Here is a 15,740-nt window from a genome sequence, read left to right as displayed (position 1 = left end):
GCCGCTCAGCCTTTGAGCGCGCCGAGCGGAGCGTGGCTGCTTCCGGCGCTCGGCTCGCTCAGGGCGACGGCTGCTTCGAACATCGCCTGAACCCTGGCGGCCAATTCATCGAGCGTGAACGGCTTGCGCAGCACCTCCATATTTGGCGCCAGCCGCAATGTCTCCGCGGATTTGCCGGCGTAGCCGGTAATAAGCAAAATCGGCAAATCCGGATGCGCGAGGCGCGCGGCCTCGGCGAGTTGAACGCCATTCAACACCGGCAGGCCGACGTCGCTGATGAGCAGGTCCAACGGCTCGCCCGCCTCTATTATTTTCAGTCCGGCCCCGCCGTCGCCGGCTTCGATCGTCTCGCAACCCATATCGCTGAGCGTGCTGACGATCTGGGCGCGCACGTCCTCTTGATCCTCGACGATCAAGGTTCTTCTCCGATGCGTGGCGCGCGCAGATGCGGCTCCGTTGACGGCGGGCCGGTCTTCCGTGGCGGCGGCGGGCGGCGCGGCGCGGCCCGGCAAGTAAATCCGCGCGGTGGTTCCCTTGCCCGGCGCGCTTTCGATCCGCACGAACCCGCCGGATTGTTTGACGAAGCCGTAAACCTGCGACAGGCCCAGACCCGTCCCCTCCCCCAAGGGTTTGGTTGTGAAGAACGGCTCGAAAACGCGGCTGAGCAGCTCGTGGCTCATGCCCACGCCACTGTCCGTCACCTCGATCTCGATATAGTCGCCGGGCTCGATGTCGGGCTCCGGAAGCTTGGTCTCGAACGTCCGGTCCAGCGTCGTGATCCTGAGCAGGCCGCCTTGCGGCATGGCGTCCCGGGCGTTGATCGCGAGGTTCAGCAAGGCGCTCTCGAGTTGAGACGGGTCGCAGGTCACGCGGCAGCGGCAAGGCCCCAAGCGCAGATCGAGCTCGATTTCCGGTCCGAGCGTCCGACGCAACATCTCCTCCATGCCCGCAACGAGCTTGTCGGGCTCGATGACGCGCGGCACGAGAGTCTGCCGGCGCGAGAAGGCCAGCATCCGGTTGGTGAGGCTGGAGGCGGTGGTCGAGGCTTTCCGTATCGCGGCCAGGGGCCGCTCGATGGAGGCGGCGCGGCCAAGCGCAATCTGGCGTTCGATGACGCTGAGGGAGCCGACAATGACCTGCAGCACATTGTTGAAGTCGTGCGCAATGCCGCCGGTGAGCTGCCCGAGCGCCTCCATCTTATGGGCGTGGGCCAGCCGCTCCTCGCTCGCGAGCAGCGCCGCATTGGCGTGACGCAATTGCTCGACGGAAGGAAGCGCGAGAAAACTCGGCAAGGCCCACCATAACGCCACCGCGGTCGCGATCGAGGCGAGCGCCGTCAACGCCTTGACGAGGCCCTGCAGCCCATAGAGCGGGCTCCAGAGCGTGAAAAGATCGAGCCAATGCGTCGTGCCGCAGAGCAGGATAAACGCCGCAAACAGCCACAGCATCGGCCGAAAGACGAGATCGCTGCGTTTTTTTCCGACGATCACGAGCGCCAGCGGAATGGAGAAATAGGCCATTGCCGTGGTTGCGTCTGAAATCGCGTAGAGCCAGATCAGCCCGGGCTCCCAAAGCAGGCAGTATCCGTGTGGCGTCAGGCCAGAGGCGCCAAACACCCACTCGCTCAAAGCGGAGAGCATGAAGTCCTCCCAGGAAGGGATCGCCGAAGCATGAGCCGGCCACGTCCAGGTTCATCGCCGCGCCCGCGAACTATGCTCCAGCTATGTTTCAACGTCGCCTCCTGCAACCGGGGCGTGAGGCGCGCTGTCTGACAAGTAAGAGACGCCTGGTGCGATCATGTTCTTAGCACGACGACGCGCGCTGCAGCGCGCAAGCGCTAAGGGACCGTCAGGTGATGCGTTCAAGCACACGCTCGGCAATGGTCCGCCAGTGAGACGGGCGGGCGTCCCGCTTGTTTGCAAAGCCGCTCTGCGGGCGGCGATAAGGGCGGTAGCTGACCTCCAGTTCGCCGACGGCGACGCGAGCCCCCCGAGGATCGACCCAAAATCGTCGCGGCAGAGGAACCACCAACGGCCCGACCCGATGCCGCCCCCACTCCGGCCTGTTGGCTTGATCGAGCGTCGGATCGAGAAGCCACGCCGTCTCGATCGCGACGACCAGATGGCCGCGCCACATGCCCGGCGCCGTCGCGCGCCGCTCCCAGGGGCCGCGCCCCAAAACGCAGCCGGCAAATGCGCTGTCGGTTCGATGCTGGACCGTGGTCTCGACGCGCAGGAGGTACGAACGCCGCCCCAGCTGCTGGAGCGCTGCATTGAGGGCGTGCGCAGTAAGAACGCATGTGGCGCGCTCGCCCGTCGCCGCAAAGCTTTCTGCGTTGGCCGCCTCGACGGCGTATCTGAGGAAACGGGAGTCGTCCATCGGGGCGCCAAGCGCATGCGGCGCAACCCCTGCGCTGCGCGACGCGTCGAGATCGACGACCGTTGCAAGCCCGCCTGACCCTTGCCGCCGGCGCCGGCGCGCGGTTTCTATCGACATGGCGATCTCACCCGGCTTACGCAGGAGAGGCGCACTTCTATAGCGTTCAGCGCGATAAGCCAACTCGAGACGGGGCGGCGGCTGCGTTCGAGCACGACAGGGCGACGCCGTATCGCTGACGATCAGCCAGCGCTGTTCAAGGAGAGGCCTCACATTATTTGCGCTGAAGCTTTGGCGCGCGCAAAGCTCTGTTCACGATTGTCGCTCGGTTCGAGCGCATCGGCTCACTGGCCAAGCAGCCTTAAGTAGAAGACACAGCTACTCAGCAGGCTGTTTCTCTGGCCAGATTCAATCTGCGGCCGCCGATGGAGAGCTAGAGAGTTTTGATATCCGCCCTGCTGTTCCTCGGCGCTGTAGCCTGTGCCGTCTCTGGACTGATCATCGCCATCGCTACCTGGAAAGCCGCGAAGGCTCGCGATTGGGAGGCCGCAAGGATTGGCCTGGCCCTCGTCGCCATCTGCCTGATCTTCGCATGGGGGCTCGGCTCAACGCCCTTAGTGTTGGTGGGCGGGTCTTCAGTTTTCCTACGGTCGATCAATAAAAACCCTCGGGCGCTCGTCCGCCAGGTCAGCGGCGCAGCGTCCTCCCGGGCTCAGCCATGACCTCGTTCTTCGCCGACTCTTCCACTGCGGGAATCATGGCGATAGGCTTGGCCGGGATGGTCTTCAGCCTTTTCCTCGCCCTTTCCACGTACAAGGCCGCGAAAGTTCGCGACTGGCAAGGCGCCGGGATCGCCTTGGCGTTCGCCACGGCTTGCATGATCTCGACGGGCAGGCTCATCCTTGCCTTTTTCCACTAAGGCGCAATGGCCCCGCATGTACCGGCGGCGAATGAGACGCTTTTGGCTTAACGCCTGGCGACGGGGTCGGAATCCGCGATTCTCGAGCCCGCGCGCCGTGTTTTAGCGATGCGCGACGGGCTAGACGTTGTCGCTCGATTGACGCGCGCGCCGCCTTTCGCTCGCCGACCGGACGATTGCGAAGAACGCCCAGCCTGCAAAAAGCAACAGGTCGAGCAGCAATTTGGTTATGAAACTAACGTGCAGAAAATAGACGCTGGCCATCAGGACCAGGGTGATGACCGTGATGATTTTCATATTCGGCATGATCAACCTCGCTTAACGTCTTGCATCCCACGGGGCGTTAACACGCCCTTCCCCAGTCCCGCGCATTTTCCTGCCTTGCTTAGACCAAATCCGAGCGCCGCTTGTCATGCGCCAAGTCGAAACAGCCTGCGCATCGGCCGGCCTCGGCCTTGGCGCTCGACGCACATATGCCACATGCGCCCGCATAAATCACGCCCGCCCCTGCCCGACGGCAGGCGGCAGGACGGCGAAAGTGCGGCTTACTCCAGCGCCATCAGCGATTCCGGCAGAACCTGGCCGCCATCGATGACGAGCGTCTGACCCGTGATATAGGCGGCTTCGTCGCTGGCGAAAAAGAGCGCAGCGTTCGCGATGTCCTCGACGCCGCCCAATCTGTGCTGCGGGATGGAGGCCGTCATCCTCGCGATATAGTCCTCGCCGAGGTCGTCGAGGCCCTCGGTTTTGATATTTCCGGGCAATACGGCGTTGATCGTGATCGCGTGTGGCGACAGCTCCAGCGCCGCCGTGCGCATGAACCCGAGTTGCCCCGCCTTGCTCGCCCCATAATGCGCCCATCCGGGGTAGCCGGTGATCGGTCCTGTAATTGAAGAGGTGAGGATCACACGGCCGCGGCCGCTTCGCGCCAAAGCGGGCATGGAGGCTTGCACACACAGATAGGCGCCGGTCAGATTTACGGTCATCACCTCGTTCCACTGCTCGAGACTCATGTCGGCGAGTCGGGCCGCAGGGAAAATGCCGGCGTTCGCGCAGAGGATGTCGAGGCCGCCGTGCCGCTCCAGCGCCGCGGCGACCATGCGCGCGACATCTGCAGGGTCGCCAATATTCGCCGCGAAGGCGCTCGCGATGAATCCTTTGTCGCGGATCGCGGCGGCGGTCGCTTCCGCTCTCGACGCGTCTCGCGCGACGACCAACACCTGCGCGCCTTTGCTGGCGAAGACGCGCGCGAGGCCGGCGCCAATGCCTTTGCTTCCCCCCGTGACAATGACCGACCGGCCGCTGATCGAGCTGAACATCGCAACCCCCCTCCTTTGTAGCTTGCCGGCCCTCTCGCCTTCCCGCGGCCATCCTACATCGCAATCAATTGGCGCGCACGGGGGCCGTGTCGGCCGCGCAAATACGCGGGCATAGCAGGCGCCTAATGTGCGTCTGAAGCAGACGGCCCTATTCATGTCGAAAGCGCTGTCTCACGTTCCGGCGTCGGCGTCGTTTTCATTATTTGGCCGGCGCAAGCGCATCGACCCCTCCGCGCGCGCCGTTGCGGCGGAGCGCGTCGGCGCCTTTGGGAAAAACTCCAGAAATATATCTCGCAGGTGCGAAAAACTGGGGAAACAGCCGCTTGCAAGTTTGATTGCGAGCCGGCGGTCCCGGATGAAGCCATCTCAGATTGTCGAGGCGCGGGCGCGATGCGATGCGCTTTGTCGCCGGATGACTTGTTTTCTTTAACAGGGGAACGTTCTCCGGGCGTCGCGTTTGTGCTCGCTCCATTCTCGTAGAGGTCGCTCCGACAATGAACGTCTCTGTCCAGCCGCCCGACGTCGCTTTGCCCAAGAGCGGCCTTTCCGCCCTCGCCGAAAACTGGCGCGCCGACGTCCTGGCGGGATTTCTCGTCTTTCTCATCGCCTTGCCGCTGTCTCTCGGCATCGCCATGGCCTCGGGCTTTCCGCCGCAGGCCGGCATCATCACGGGGATCGTCGGCGGGTTGCTGGTGTCGCGCATCAATGGTTCGTTCGTGACCATCATGGGGCCGGCGGCCGGGCTCATCGTCGTCATTCTCGACTCGGTGCAGGAACTCGGTCAGGGCGACGCCGTCGCGGGCTACCGCTTTACGCTCGCCGCCATCTTCTTTGCGGGGATCATCCAGATTCTCATGGGCGTGATGAAGGCCGGCAAGATGAGCGCCTTCTTCCCGTCCTCGGCGGTGCACGGCATGCTCGCGGCGATCGGCGTCATCATCATCGCCAAGCAGAGCCACGTCATGCTGGGCGTGAAGCCCGAGGCGCAGACGCTGTTCGAGACCATCGGCGCCATCCCCGCGAGCCTGCGCGACATGAACCCCGAGGTCGCGATCATCGGGATAGTGGGCCTGCTGATCATGGCGCTTTGGACATTGGTCGGCAATACGAGACTGAAGGTCGTGCCCGCGCCGCTTCTCGTCGTGCTCCTCGGCATGGCGCTGGGGAAATATTTCGATCTCGAGGACGAGCACAAATATCTGTTTCTCCCCGATGCGGTGTTTCTGCCGCACCACGAATTCGTGATCGGACCCAAATTTCTCGTCACGCTGCCGCAAAACTTTCTTGCCGGCTTTTCCTTCCCCGATTTTCATCTCGTGGGCGCGATCGCCTTCTGGCGGCAAGTGTTCGCGATTGCGCTCGTGGGCAGCCTGGAAAGCCTGCTCAGCGCCGCCGCGGTGGATAAGCTCGACCCCTACAAGCGTGTGTCGAACCTCAATCGCGACGTCGCCGCGGTTGGCGTCGGCAATGCGATCTGCGGTCTGATCGGCGGCTTGCCGATGATCGCGGAAATCGTGCGCAGTTCGGCGAACGTCAATAACGGCGCGCGCACCGGCTGGGCGAATTTCTTCCACGGGCTCTTCCTGCTCGTCTTCGTGGCGCTGCTGCCCAAGGTCATCCACGAGATTCCGCTGGCGTCGCTCGCCGCGCTGCTGGTCTTTACCGGCTACCGGCTGGCTTCGCCCCGCGAGTTCAAGAAGACGCTGGAGATCGGCTGGGATCAGCTCGGCGTCTTCGTGATCACCATCGTCGGCGTTCTCGGCTCCGACCTTCTCATTGGCGTGGCGATCGGCGTGCTGGCCGAGCTTTTCTTCCACTTCTGGCGCAGCATCAACTGGCGCAACGTCCTCAAGCTCAGCCGCGCCATCGAGGAGACGGCGCCCGGCGTCTATCATGTTCAGGTTGCAGGGGCGGCGTTCTTTGGCAATTATCTTGCGTTGAAGAATGACCTTGCGACGATTCCGCCGGGCGGGACCGTCATATTCGATCTGTCGGGCGCGTCCTCCGTCGACCACACGGTCATGGAGAACCTGCATCACTTTTGCGAGGACTATCGGAGCAGAGGCGGCGACGCGGAAATCAGGGGGCTCGATCAGCTCGTTGCGACGTCCAAGCATCCGCTCGCGCCGCGCAAACGCTGCGCGTAGAAGGGGCCGCCGCGGCGCCGGGAAGGACGTTTCATGTTGCTTGACTTCGCGCTGTTTTGCGTCGCCGCTCTGTTTTGCGTCGGCGCCCTGTCGCTTTATTGGCGCTCGCGCGCGGATGTGACGCGCCGCGTCTATGGGCTGAGCGGCGCGCTATGTGGGGCGATCTTCGTCGCGGCGGTCGCGCCGCGCGGCGCCGGCGCGCTGACGACGACGCTGCCGCTGGGCGTTCCGTGGATCGGCATGCATTTCCGCCTCGATCCCTTGAGCGGCTTCTTTCTCGCCGTCGTCGCTCTCGGCGGCGCGGCGGCGAGCGCCTACGCCATCGGCTATGGCGCGCAGGAAAAGGACCCGATGCGCATTCTGCCCTTCTTCCCGGCCTTCGTCGCCGCGATGGCGGCGGTGGTTCTCGCCGACGACGCCTACGCCTTCCTCGTCGCCTGGGAGTTCATGTCGGTTGCGTCCTGGGCGCTGACGCTCGCGCATCACGACCACGCCGAAAACCGGGCGGCCGCTTACATCTATCTGCTGATGGCGAGCTTCGGCGCGCTTTGCCTGCTCATGGCTTTCGGCGTTCTGGCCGGGACGACGGGCGCCTATGATTTCGCGACCATTCGCGCGACGCCGCTCGACCCCTTTAAGGCGGGCCTCGTCCTCGCTCTCGTGACGCTCGGCGCCGGCTCCAAGGCCGGCCTCGTCCCCTTGCATATCTGGCTGCCGCTCGCCCATCCCGCCGCGCCGAGCCATGTCTCGGCGCTGATGAGCGGCGTCATGACCAAGGTAGCGATTTACGGCTTCATTCGCTTCGTCTTCGATCTGCTCGGCCCGCCGTCCTTTCTGTGGAGCGTCCATCCGCTGGTTTTCGGCGCGGCGAGCGCGCTCATCGGCGTTCTGTTCGCCTCCGAGCAGAGCGATCTCAAGAAGCTCCTCGCCTACAGCACGATCGAAAACGTTGGCGTCATCTTCATCGCGCTCGGCCTGGCGCTGGCTTTCAAGGCGAATGGCGAGGCCGTGCCGGCGGCCCTGGCCTTCACCGCCGCGCTGTTTCATATCTTCAACCATTCGCTGTTCAAGGGCGCGCTGTTCTTCGGCGCCGGCGCCGTTCTGGGCGCGACAGGCGAGAAGAACATCGAGCGGCTCGGCGGGCTGATCCGATGCATGCCCAGAACCGCCTTCGTCTTCCTCGGCGCCTGCGTCGCCATCGCGGCGCTGCCGCCGCTCAATGGCTTCGTTTCGGAGTGGCTCGTCTTCCACGCCATTCTGCTCAGCCCGGCGTTGCCGCAATGGCTGCTCAAGCTCACGATCCCCGCCGTCGGCGTGACGCTCGCGTTGAGCGCCGCTCTCGGCGCGGCCGCCTATGTTCGCGCCTTCGGCGTCGTGTTTCTGGGGCGCCCGCGTTCGGAGGCGGCGCGGCGCGCGCGCGAAACCGACCCCTGGTCGCTCGGCACCATGTCGGCCCTGCTGCTCTTGTGTCTACTCGCGGGCGTTCTGCCGGGCCTGATGATCGACGCGATCTCGCCGGCGGCGGCCGCATCTGTCGGCGGGCGCATGCCGACGCAGAGTCAGATCGGCTGGCTCTCCATCGCGCCGATCGCCGAAGGCCGCAGCTCCTATAATGGCTTCCTCGTCTTCGCCTTCATTCTGTTCTCGTCGCTTGGCGCAATGTATGCGATCAAAAGGATCTGGCCGCGCCCCTTGCGCCGCGCGCCGCCCTGGGATTGCGGCTATGTCGACGCCTCTCCCTTGACGCAATACAGTGGGAGCAGCTTCGCGCAGCCGATCCGGCGCACGCTCGGGCATATCGCCTTTTCGGTGAAGGAACGGCTCGACATGCCGGCCCCGGGCGAGACGCGCGCCGCGCATTTCACCGTCGACGTCGGCGACCGTTTCATCGCCTATTTCTACGAACCGCTGGGCGAGGCCGTGACGGCGATCGCCAAGCGGCTCAATTTCGTGAGCTTCCTGCCGATCCAGGAATATCTGGCGCTCGTCTTCGCAGCGCTCGTCCTCATGCTCATCATCGTGGCGCTATGACCGGCTTGCTCTTCGATCTGTTGGCGCAGGCGGCGCAGATGGCGCTGACGCTGGCGCTCGCGCCGGCGCTCGTCGGCTTCACGCGCAAGGTGAAGGCGCGGCTCCTGCGCCGGCGCGGCGCGCCGATCCTGCAACCCTGGTACGACCTCATCCGCCTGCTGCGCAAGGAGACCGTGCTCGCCGAGGACGCCTCCTGGCTCTATCGCGCCGCGCCCTACATCGTCTTCGCGACGACCTGGGTCGCGGCGTCGCTCGTTCCGACCTTCGCGACCGGGCTGATGTTCAACTGGATAGCCGATCTCATCGCGCTCGCCGCGCTTCTCGGCGCCGGCCGCTTCTTCCTCGCGCTTGCGGGAATGGATGTCGGCACGAGCTTCGGCGGCATTGGGGCCAGCCGCGAAATGATGTTCGGCTCCCTCGCCGAGCCGGCGACCATCATGATCGTCTTCGTCGTCTCGCTGATCGCGGGCTCGACGCAGCTTTCCGAGGTCGCGGCTTACATGGCCTCGGACTTCTCCTTGCGCGTCTCCGTGCTGTTCGCGCTGATCGGCCTCGTCATCGTGGCGATCGCCGAGAATGGCCGCATCCCCGTCGACAATCCGGCCACGCATCTGGAATTGACGATGGTGCATGAGGCGATGATCCTCGAATATTCCGGCCGGCATCTCGCCGTGATGGAGCTCGCCGCCGCGCTCAAGCTGCTGCTCTATGTCTCGCTCATCGCCTGCGTCTTCTTTCCCTTCGGTCTCGCGCCCCCTGACGCCGGCCTTGGCGCGATGGGCGTCGGCGTGCTCGCCTATATGGGCAAGCTCGCCGCCGGGGGCTTTCTTCTCGCCCTCTTCGAGGCGTCGACCGCGAAGATGCGCATTTTCCGCGTGCCGGATTTCCTCGGCGCCGCGCTGATGCTCGGCCTCCTCGGCACCTTCCTCGTCTTCATCACCCGGAGCCTTTGATGGCCCATCTGTCTCTCGACGTCGCGCAGCTGCTCGCCGGCGGGCTCGTGCTGGTGAGCTTCATGCTGCTCTACCAGGACAGGCTCTCCGGCCTCATCAATATTTTCGCCCTTCACGCTCTCGTTCTCGCGCTCTCCGTCGCCTGGCAGGCCTATGTGCAGGATGCGCCGCATCTCTACGTCACCGCGGGCATCGCCCTCATCTTCAAGGCGCTCGTCATTCCGTTCAGCCTGCGCGCCATCATCAAGCGGTTGCGCATTCACCGCACCGTCGAGATCGTCGGCGGCGTCGGCTGGACAATGCTCTTCGGCATGTTCCTGATGGCGCTGTCGCTCGTGGTGATGCTGCCGGCGACGACGACGGCCGATCCTTTCGCGCGCGAGGACCTCGCCTTTGCGCTCGCCATCGTGCTGCTCGGCCTGTTGATGATGGTGACGCGGCGCAATGCGGTGAGCCAGATCATCGGCTTCATGTCGCTCGAAAACGGCCTCATCCTCGCCGCCGCGGGCGCCGACGGCATGCCGCTCGTCGTCGAGATCAGCGTCGCGCTGTCGGTGCTGATCGCCTTCATTGTCGTCGGCGTTTTCCTGTTTCGCATTCGCGAGCGTTTCGACACCGTCGATCTATTCGAACTCGATCGCGTGCGCGAGGAGCGTCGTCGATGATTTCAGAACTGTTCATGCTGTCCAATGCGCTCGTCGTCATTCCCGCGGCGGCGGCCTGCATCCTCGCCTTCGAGTCCGATTATGGGCGGGCGTCGCAGATCAACGTCGCCGCGTCGGGCGCGACGCTCAGTTTCGCTCTGCTGCTGCTCGTCAAGGGGAGCGAGACCGGCAGCTTTTTGTTCGTCGACGAACTCAACATCGTCTTCGTCGTGCTCTCGACGTTCATCGGCTTCACGACGAGCCTGTTCAGTTCGAGCTATATTCGTCACGAGATGGCGACCGGCAGACTGTCGGCGGGCAATCTGCGCTTCTATCACGCCATGTATCAGATCCTCATGTTCTCCATGAACCTCGCGCTGCTCGCCAGCAATATCGGCCTCATGTGGGTTTCGGTCGAGGTTGCGACGCTCACCACGGTGATGATGGTCGGCGTCTATCGCACGCGCGACGCGCTCGAGGCGGCCTGGAAATATTTCATTCTCGGCAGCGTCGGCATTGCGCTGGCGCTGTTTGGGACCATCCTCGTCTATATGGCGGCCGAGCCGGCGCTGGGACAGGGCTATGACGCGATGGTGTGGTCGTCGCTGATGCAGCAGGCCGCGCATTTGAGCCCGCGCCTGCTCAATGTCGCCTTCGTCTTCCTCATGCTCGGCTATGGCACCAAGGTCGGCCTCGCGCCGATGCACGCCTGGCTCCCCGACGCCCATGCCGAAGGCCCGACGCCGATTTCCGCCGTTCTCTCCGGCCTGCTGCTGAATGTGGCGCTTTACGCCGTGCTGCGCTTCAAAATGCTGCTGACGGCGAACGCCATGGCGATGACGCCGGGACCGATGCTGATCACGCTCGGTCTCGGCTCGGTGTTGTTCGCCGCCTTCATGCTCTACCGACGCGACGACGTCAAAAGGCTGTTCGCCTATTCCTCCATCGAACATATGGGGGTCATCGCCTTCGCCTTCGGGATCGGCGGGCCGCTCGCCAATTTCGCGGCCCTGCTGCATATGGCGATGCACAGCCTCACCAAGTCGGCGATCTTTTTCGCCGTCGGCCAGATCGCCCAGGCCAAGGGCACGCAGAAGATCGCCGACATCCGCGGGCTCACGCAGAGCCATCCGACGCTCGGCTGGGGTCTGGTCGTGGGCGTCATGGCGATTTGCGGCATGCCGCCGCTCGGCGTGTTCATGAGCGAATTTCTCGTGGTGAGTTCGGCCTTCGCGCGCCAGCCCTGGCTCGCCGCGCCGCTCGTGCTCGGCCTGCTCGTCGCCTTCGGCGCCTTGCTCCTGCGGCTGATCGGCATGGCCTTCGGCGCGCCCTCGAAAAGCGTCGGCGCGGTCGAGGCGTCCTCCGCGCCGCTTGTCGCGCATCTTGCATTGGTGCTCATGGCGGGTCTGTATCTGCCCGCCTATCTCGTGAGCTGGTTCGAAAACGTCGCGCGCCTGCTGGGCTAGGAGAGGGAGATGCCCGTCAATCTCAAGCACAAGACCGGCGCCGCGCCGCGGTCCCCGTCCTCCTGCCGCCCCTTCGCCTGCGAAGACGTCGACGCCGACCGCTGGCGGAGCGCCGCGCGTCTCATTGCCGAAGGGAAAGCCGATCTGTTCAGCCTGTGGAGCGACGGCGCGCAGGTCTACCTCGCCCTCGCGGACCGGGAAACCTATGCGCTGCGCCTTCTCGCCCTCGCCTGTCCGGAGCGGCGCTTCCCCTCCGTCGCCCGGCTGCACCCGCCGGCGCTGCGCCTGGAGCGGACGATCGGCGATCTCTACGGGCTCGAGGCCGAGGGGCTGCCCGATGCGCGGCGCTGGCTCGATCACGGCCGCTGGGGGCTGCGCCATCCCTGCGGGGACGCGGAGCCGCTCGCGGCGACGAGCGATCCCTACGCATTCCTGCCCGCCGAGGGGGCCGGGCTGCATCAGATTCCCGTCGGCCCGGTTCACGCCGGGATCATCGAGCCCGGCCATTTCCGCTTTTCGGCGAATGGCGAGACGATCGTTCGTCTCGAAGAGCGGCTGGGGTATGTCCACAAGGGCGTCGACGGTCTCATGGCCGGCGCGCCGATCGAACGCGCCGCGAAGATCGCCGCCCGCGTCTCGGGGGACAGCACCGTCGCCTATAGTCTCGGCTTCGCGCAGGCCGTCGAGGCGGCGCTTGGAATCGAAGCCCCGCCCCGCGCGGCGTGGCTGCGCGCGCTGATGGCGGAGCTCGAGCGGCTCGCCAATCACTTCGGCGACATCGGCGCCATCTGCAACGACGCCGCCTTCTCGCTCATGCTCGCCCAATGCGGCCTCGTGCGTGAGCGGCTGTTGAGAGCGGCCGCCGCCTGCTTCGGCCACCGGCTCATGATGGACCGGATCACGCCCGGCGGCGTGACGGCGGATCTCTCTGAGGAAGGCGCCGCGGCGCTGCGGAGCCTCCTCGACTGGATAGCGCTGATGACGCCGCGCCTCATCAGCCTTTACGGCGACACCACCTCGCTGCAGGACCGCACCGTCGGCGTGGGCGGGGTCAGCGCGGACCTCGCGCGGCAATACGCCTGCGGCGGCTTCATCGGCCGCGCCTCGGGGCGCGCCTTCGACGCCCGCCGCGCGATCGGCTACGCGCCTTATGACGAACTGTCGTTCGATCTCGGCGCCTCGACCGACGGCGACGTCGACGCCCGCGTCTGGGTGCGCTTCGACGAAGTGCGGGCGTCGATCCAGATCATCGAGCAGCTCCTCGACCGGCTGCCGCACGGGCCGCTTCAGGCCGGCGCCGCGGCGAGCGGAGCCGGCGAGGGCGCGGCGCTCGTCGAAGGGTTTCGCGGCGACATTTTCGTCTGGCTGCGGCTCGACGGGGAAGGCCGCGTCGCGCGCGCGCATCTCAGGGACCCGTCCTGGTTCCAATGGCCGCTGCTCGAAGCCGCGATCAAGGGCGCGATCGTCGCGGACTTCCCCTTGTGCAACAAATCCTTCAACTGCTCCTATTCGGGGCACGATCTTTGAGGACGGGCGACCGATGCAGAAATTTCTCTTCCAGGGCCTGTTTCGCGGCGCTCTGACGGAGCCCCCGCCGCTGCCCGACGACGCGATGCTCGCCGAACTCGGACGCGCGCTCGAGAAGACCGCGCGCGAGCGGCTCGGCCGCAGCCTGTCGATCCGCGAGGTCGACGCCGGCTCCTGCAACGGCTGCGAGCTCGAGATTCACGCCCTGAGCAACGCCTATTACGACCTCGAGCGCTTCGGCCTGCGCTTCGTCGCGTCGCCCCGGCACGCCGACGTGCTGATGGTGACGGGCCCGGTGACGAAGAACATGCGCGAGGCGCTCGAGCGCACCTTAGCCGCCACGCCCGATCCCAAATGGGTCGTGGCGGTGGGCGACTGCGCCTTGAACGGCGGCGTCTTCGCCGGAAGCTACGCCTGCGTCGGCGCGGTCTCGGAGGTCGCGCCCGTCGATCTTCATATCCCCGGCTGTCCCCCCGATCCCGTCGCTTTGCTCAAAGGCCTCATCGCCTTGCTCGACGTCGCCGCCTGACGCCGGGACGAGGCTTCGCGCGCGCCCGCCTCGCCCTCGGCGGCGGCGGCGGTTCGTCGCTTTCTAAGGGGCCGCCCCGTCGCCAGCCGGATTTTCAGGACGATATGCATCGCGTCAGCGGTGGAGGAGGACATGCGCGCGCAACACAGCGTGGCGGCCGCCGCGCCGGCGAGGCGGCTGCCGGCGGCGGATGAAATCTGCGCGGGGCTCGTCGTCGCCGTCGCGGCGCCGCTCATCCAGGTCGGGCTCGCCGCCAATCCGCGCGTCTTTCATATGGCGGCGCATATCTACGTCATGAACGCGCTGGCGCCTCTGCTCGCGGTGGCGGCGTTTCGCGTCGGCCTCGCCGCCGGCCCCGCCTGGCGCGGCGCGCTGGCGCTCGCGACGGCGGTGCAAATCATGCTGCTCTATCTCTGGCATGCGCCGAGCTTGGCGTCGGCGCGCCTGCACATGAGCGCGGCGCCGGCGCTGATGCAGCTGACGCTCCTTCTCGCCGCGACGATGTTCTGGGGCGCGATCCTCGCCGCCAATCCCTGGCGCAGCGTCGCGGCGCTCGCCATCACCGGAAAGCTTTACTGCCTGCTCGGCGTCCTGCTCCTGTTCGCGCCGCGCGTTCTCGGCGCCGCGCATGGCGCGGGAGAGGCGGCGCTCGCCGATCAGCGCGCCGCCGGCCTGCTCATGCTCGCCATCTGTCCGTTGAGCTACGTCCTGACCGGCGTCGCCATTTCCACCCGCGAAGTCATGCGCGCTTGAAGACGCGACCGGAGGAGCGCCATGCGAGCCCGCCTCTCCCTCCCGCTGTTGTCGCTCCCGCTCGCGGGATGCGCCGACATGCAGTCGGCGCTGTCGCCGCAGGGACCGCAGGCCGAAAGGCTGGCGGCGCTGTTCTGGGCGATGACGAGCGCGAGCGCGGCGATCCTCGTCATTGTCGTGGTCTTCATTGGTCTCGCTCTCTTCGGGCCGGCGCGGCTGCGCGAAACTCTGTCCGCCGACGCCATGGTGGTCGCGGGCGGCGTGATCTTTCCGGTCGTCACGCTCAGCGCTTTGCTCATCGCCAACTTCGCGCTTTTCGGCAGGGGCGCGGAGGCGCGCATGGGCGAGGAGCCGATACGCGTCTCGGTCGTTGGCGAACGCTGGTGGTGGCGCGTCGCCTATCGCCTGCCGGACGGCGGCGGGTTCGAAACCGCCAATGAGGTGAGAGTGCCGGTGGGACGCACGATCGAACTCACCTTGACGAGCGCCGACGTCATTCACAGCTTCTGGGCGCCGCGGCTCGCGGGCAAGCTCGACATGTTTCCCGGCCGCCAGACGACCTTGCGGTTCGCAGCCGACAGGGCTGGCGTGAGCAGAGGCCAATGCGCCGAATATTGCGGCGGCGCGCACGCCATGATGGCGTTCAACGTCGTCGCCATGGCGCCGGCCGACTACGCGCAGTGGCTGCGCGGCCAGGCCGCGCCCGCGCCCGCAGGCGACGCGCGCGCGCGCGCCGGGCGCGACATGTTCCTGTCGTCCGGCTGCGGCGCCTGTCATACGATCCGCGGCGCGACCGCGGCCGCCGCGCTCGGGCCCGACCTCACGCATGTCGGCGGCCGGCTGTCGATCGGCGCCGGGGTTCTTCCCGCCGATCGGGCGTCGATCGCCGCATGGATCGTCGACAATCAGCACATCAAGCCCGGCAATCAGATGCCGGCTTTCGACACGCTCGGCGCCGATCGGGTCGCCGCCATCTCGGCCTATCTGGCGGGGCTGCGTTAGCGCGCCCGCCGGCCACGCTCGCTTCGGCGCCGCAGCCTTCTATGTCAACGGAAAGTCTGCTGCGCGCCCGATGG

At 66.0% G+C, this 15,740-nt stretch carries 14 protein-coding genes; 9 read left to right on the top strand and 5 right to left on the bottom strand.

All coding sequences use genetic code 11. The features are described 5' to 3' along the window. Nucleotides 1-5: 5 nt before the first annotated feature. The 5 genes from ACETII_RS00665 to fabG all read right to left on the bottom strand — a co-directional run bounded on the left by ACETII_RS00665 (nt 6) and on the right by fabG (nt 4,614). Nucleotides 6-1,640, bottom strand: a complete 1,635-nt coding sequence (locus ACETII_RS00665) for an ATP-binding protein (protein ID WP_472785328.1) — start codon at nt 1,638-1,640, stop codon at nt 6-8. Nucleotides 1,641-1,848: 208 nt separating this feature from the next. Further along, nucleotides 1,849-2,496 (bottom strand): hypothetical protein, encoded by a 648-nt coding sequence (locus ACETII_RS00660; RefSeq protein WP_472785327.1) that lies wholly within the window; start codon nt 2,494-2,496, stop codon nt 1,849-1,851. A gap of 567 nt (nt 2,497-3,063) precedes the next feature. Beyond that, nucleotides 3,064-3,276 carry a hypothetical protein gene (locus ACETII_RS00655; protein ID WP_363352056.1) on the bottom strand — a complete coding sequence of 71 codons (213 nt, stop codon included), beginning with the start codon at nt 3,274-3,276 and terminating at the stop codon, nt 3,064-3,066. 139 nt (nt 3,277-3,415) lie between these two features. Further along, entirely contained in the window at nt 3,416-3,601 is a 186-nt protein-coding gene (locus tag ACETII_RS00650; RefSeq protein WP_363352057.1) for a hypothetical protein, read from the bottom strand. 239 nt (nt 3,602-3,840) lie between these two features. Next, complete coding sequence (gene fabG / locus ACETII_RS00645) at nt 3,841-4,614, bottom strand: 3-oxoacyl-ACP reductase FabG (RefSeq protein WP_472785326.1); 774 nt, start codon at nt 4,612-4,614, stop codon at nt 3,841-3,843. A 494-nt stretch (nt 4,615-5,108) separates the two neighbouring features. On the opposite strand from fabG, the gene ACETII_RS00640 reads away from it, so the two are divergent. The 9 genes from ACETII_RS00640 to ACETII_RS00600 all read left to right on the top strand — a co-directional run bounded on the left by ACETII_RS00640 (nt 5,109) and on the right by ACETII_RS00600 (nt 15,666). Beyond that, nucleotides 5,109-6,761 carry a SulP family inorganic anion transporter gene (locus tag ACETII_RS00640; RefSeq protein WP_472785325.1) on the top strand — a complete coding sequence of 551 codons (1,653 nt, stop codon included), beginning with the start codon at nt 5,109-5,111 and terminating at the stop codon, nt 6,759-6,761. Between the two features lie 33 nt (nt 6,762-6,794). Further along, entirely contained in the window at nt 6,795-8,792 is a 1,998-nt protein-coding gene (hyfB, locus tag ACETII_RS00635; RefSeq protein WP_472785324.1) for a hydrogenase 4 subunit B, read from the top strand. Further along, entirely contained in the window at nt 8,789-9,745 is a 957-nt protein-coding gene (locus ACETII_RS00630) for a respiratory chain complex I subunit 1 family protein (RefSeq protein ID WP_363352065.1), read from the top strand. The genes hyfB and ACETII_RS00630 overlap by 4 nt, the downstream gene beginning before the upstream one ends. After that, complete coding sequence (locus ACETII_RS00625) at nt 9,745-10,410, top strand: hydrogenase-4 component E (RefSeq protein ID WP_363352067.1); 666 nt, start codon at nt 9,745-9,747, stop codon at nt 10,408-10,410. The genes ACETII_RS00630 and ACETII_RS00625 overlap by 1 nt, the downstream gene beginning before the upstream one ends. Next, entirely contained in the window at nt 10,407-11,855 is a 1,449-nt protein-coding gene (locus ACETII_RS00620; RefSeq protein WP_472785323.1) for a hydrogenase 4 subunit F, read from the top strand. The genes ACETII_RS00625 and ACETII_RS00620 overlap by 4 nt, the downstream gene beginning before the upstream one ends. Nucleotides 11,856-11,864: 9 nt before the next feature. Next, complete coding sequence (locus ACETII_RS00615; protein ID WP_472785322.1) at nt 11,865-13,382, top strand: hydrogenase large subunit; 1,518 nt, start codon at nt 11,865-11,867, stop codon at nt 13,380-13,382. 13 nt (nt 13,383-13,395) lie between these two features. Then, on the top strand, nt 13,396-13,911 hold the full coding sequence (locus tag ACETII_RS00610) for an NADH-quinone oxidoreductase subunit B family protein (protein WP_472785321.1): 516 nt from the start codon (nt 13,396-13,398) through the stop codon (nt 13,909-13,911). A 132-nt stretch (nt 13,912-14,043) separates the two neighbouring features. Next, the gene (locus ACETII_RS00605; RefSeq protein WP_472785320.1) at nt 14,044-14,664 is read left to right on the top strand and encodes a cytochrome c oxidase assembly protein; all 621 of its coding nucleotides are present in this window, start codon (nt 14,044-14,046) and stop codon (nt 14,662-14,664) included. A gap of 21 nt (nt 14,665-14,685) precedes the next feature. Beyond that, complete coding sequence (locus ACETII_RS00600) at nt 14,686-15,666, top strand: cytochrome c oxidase subunit II (RefSeq protein ID WP_472785319.1); 981 nt, start codon at nt 14,686-14,688, stop codon at nt 15,664-15,666. Nucleotides 15,667-15,740: the final 74 nt, after the last annotated feature.

Source organism: Methylocystis sp. NC52PC (genome assembly GCF_055698645.1).
The sequence above is the reverse complement of the archived record's forward strand: the minus strand, read 5'-3'. Positions and strand labels throughout refer to the sequence as shown.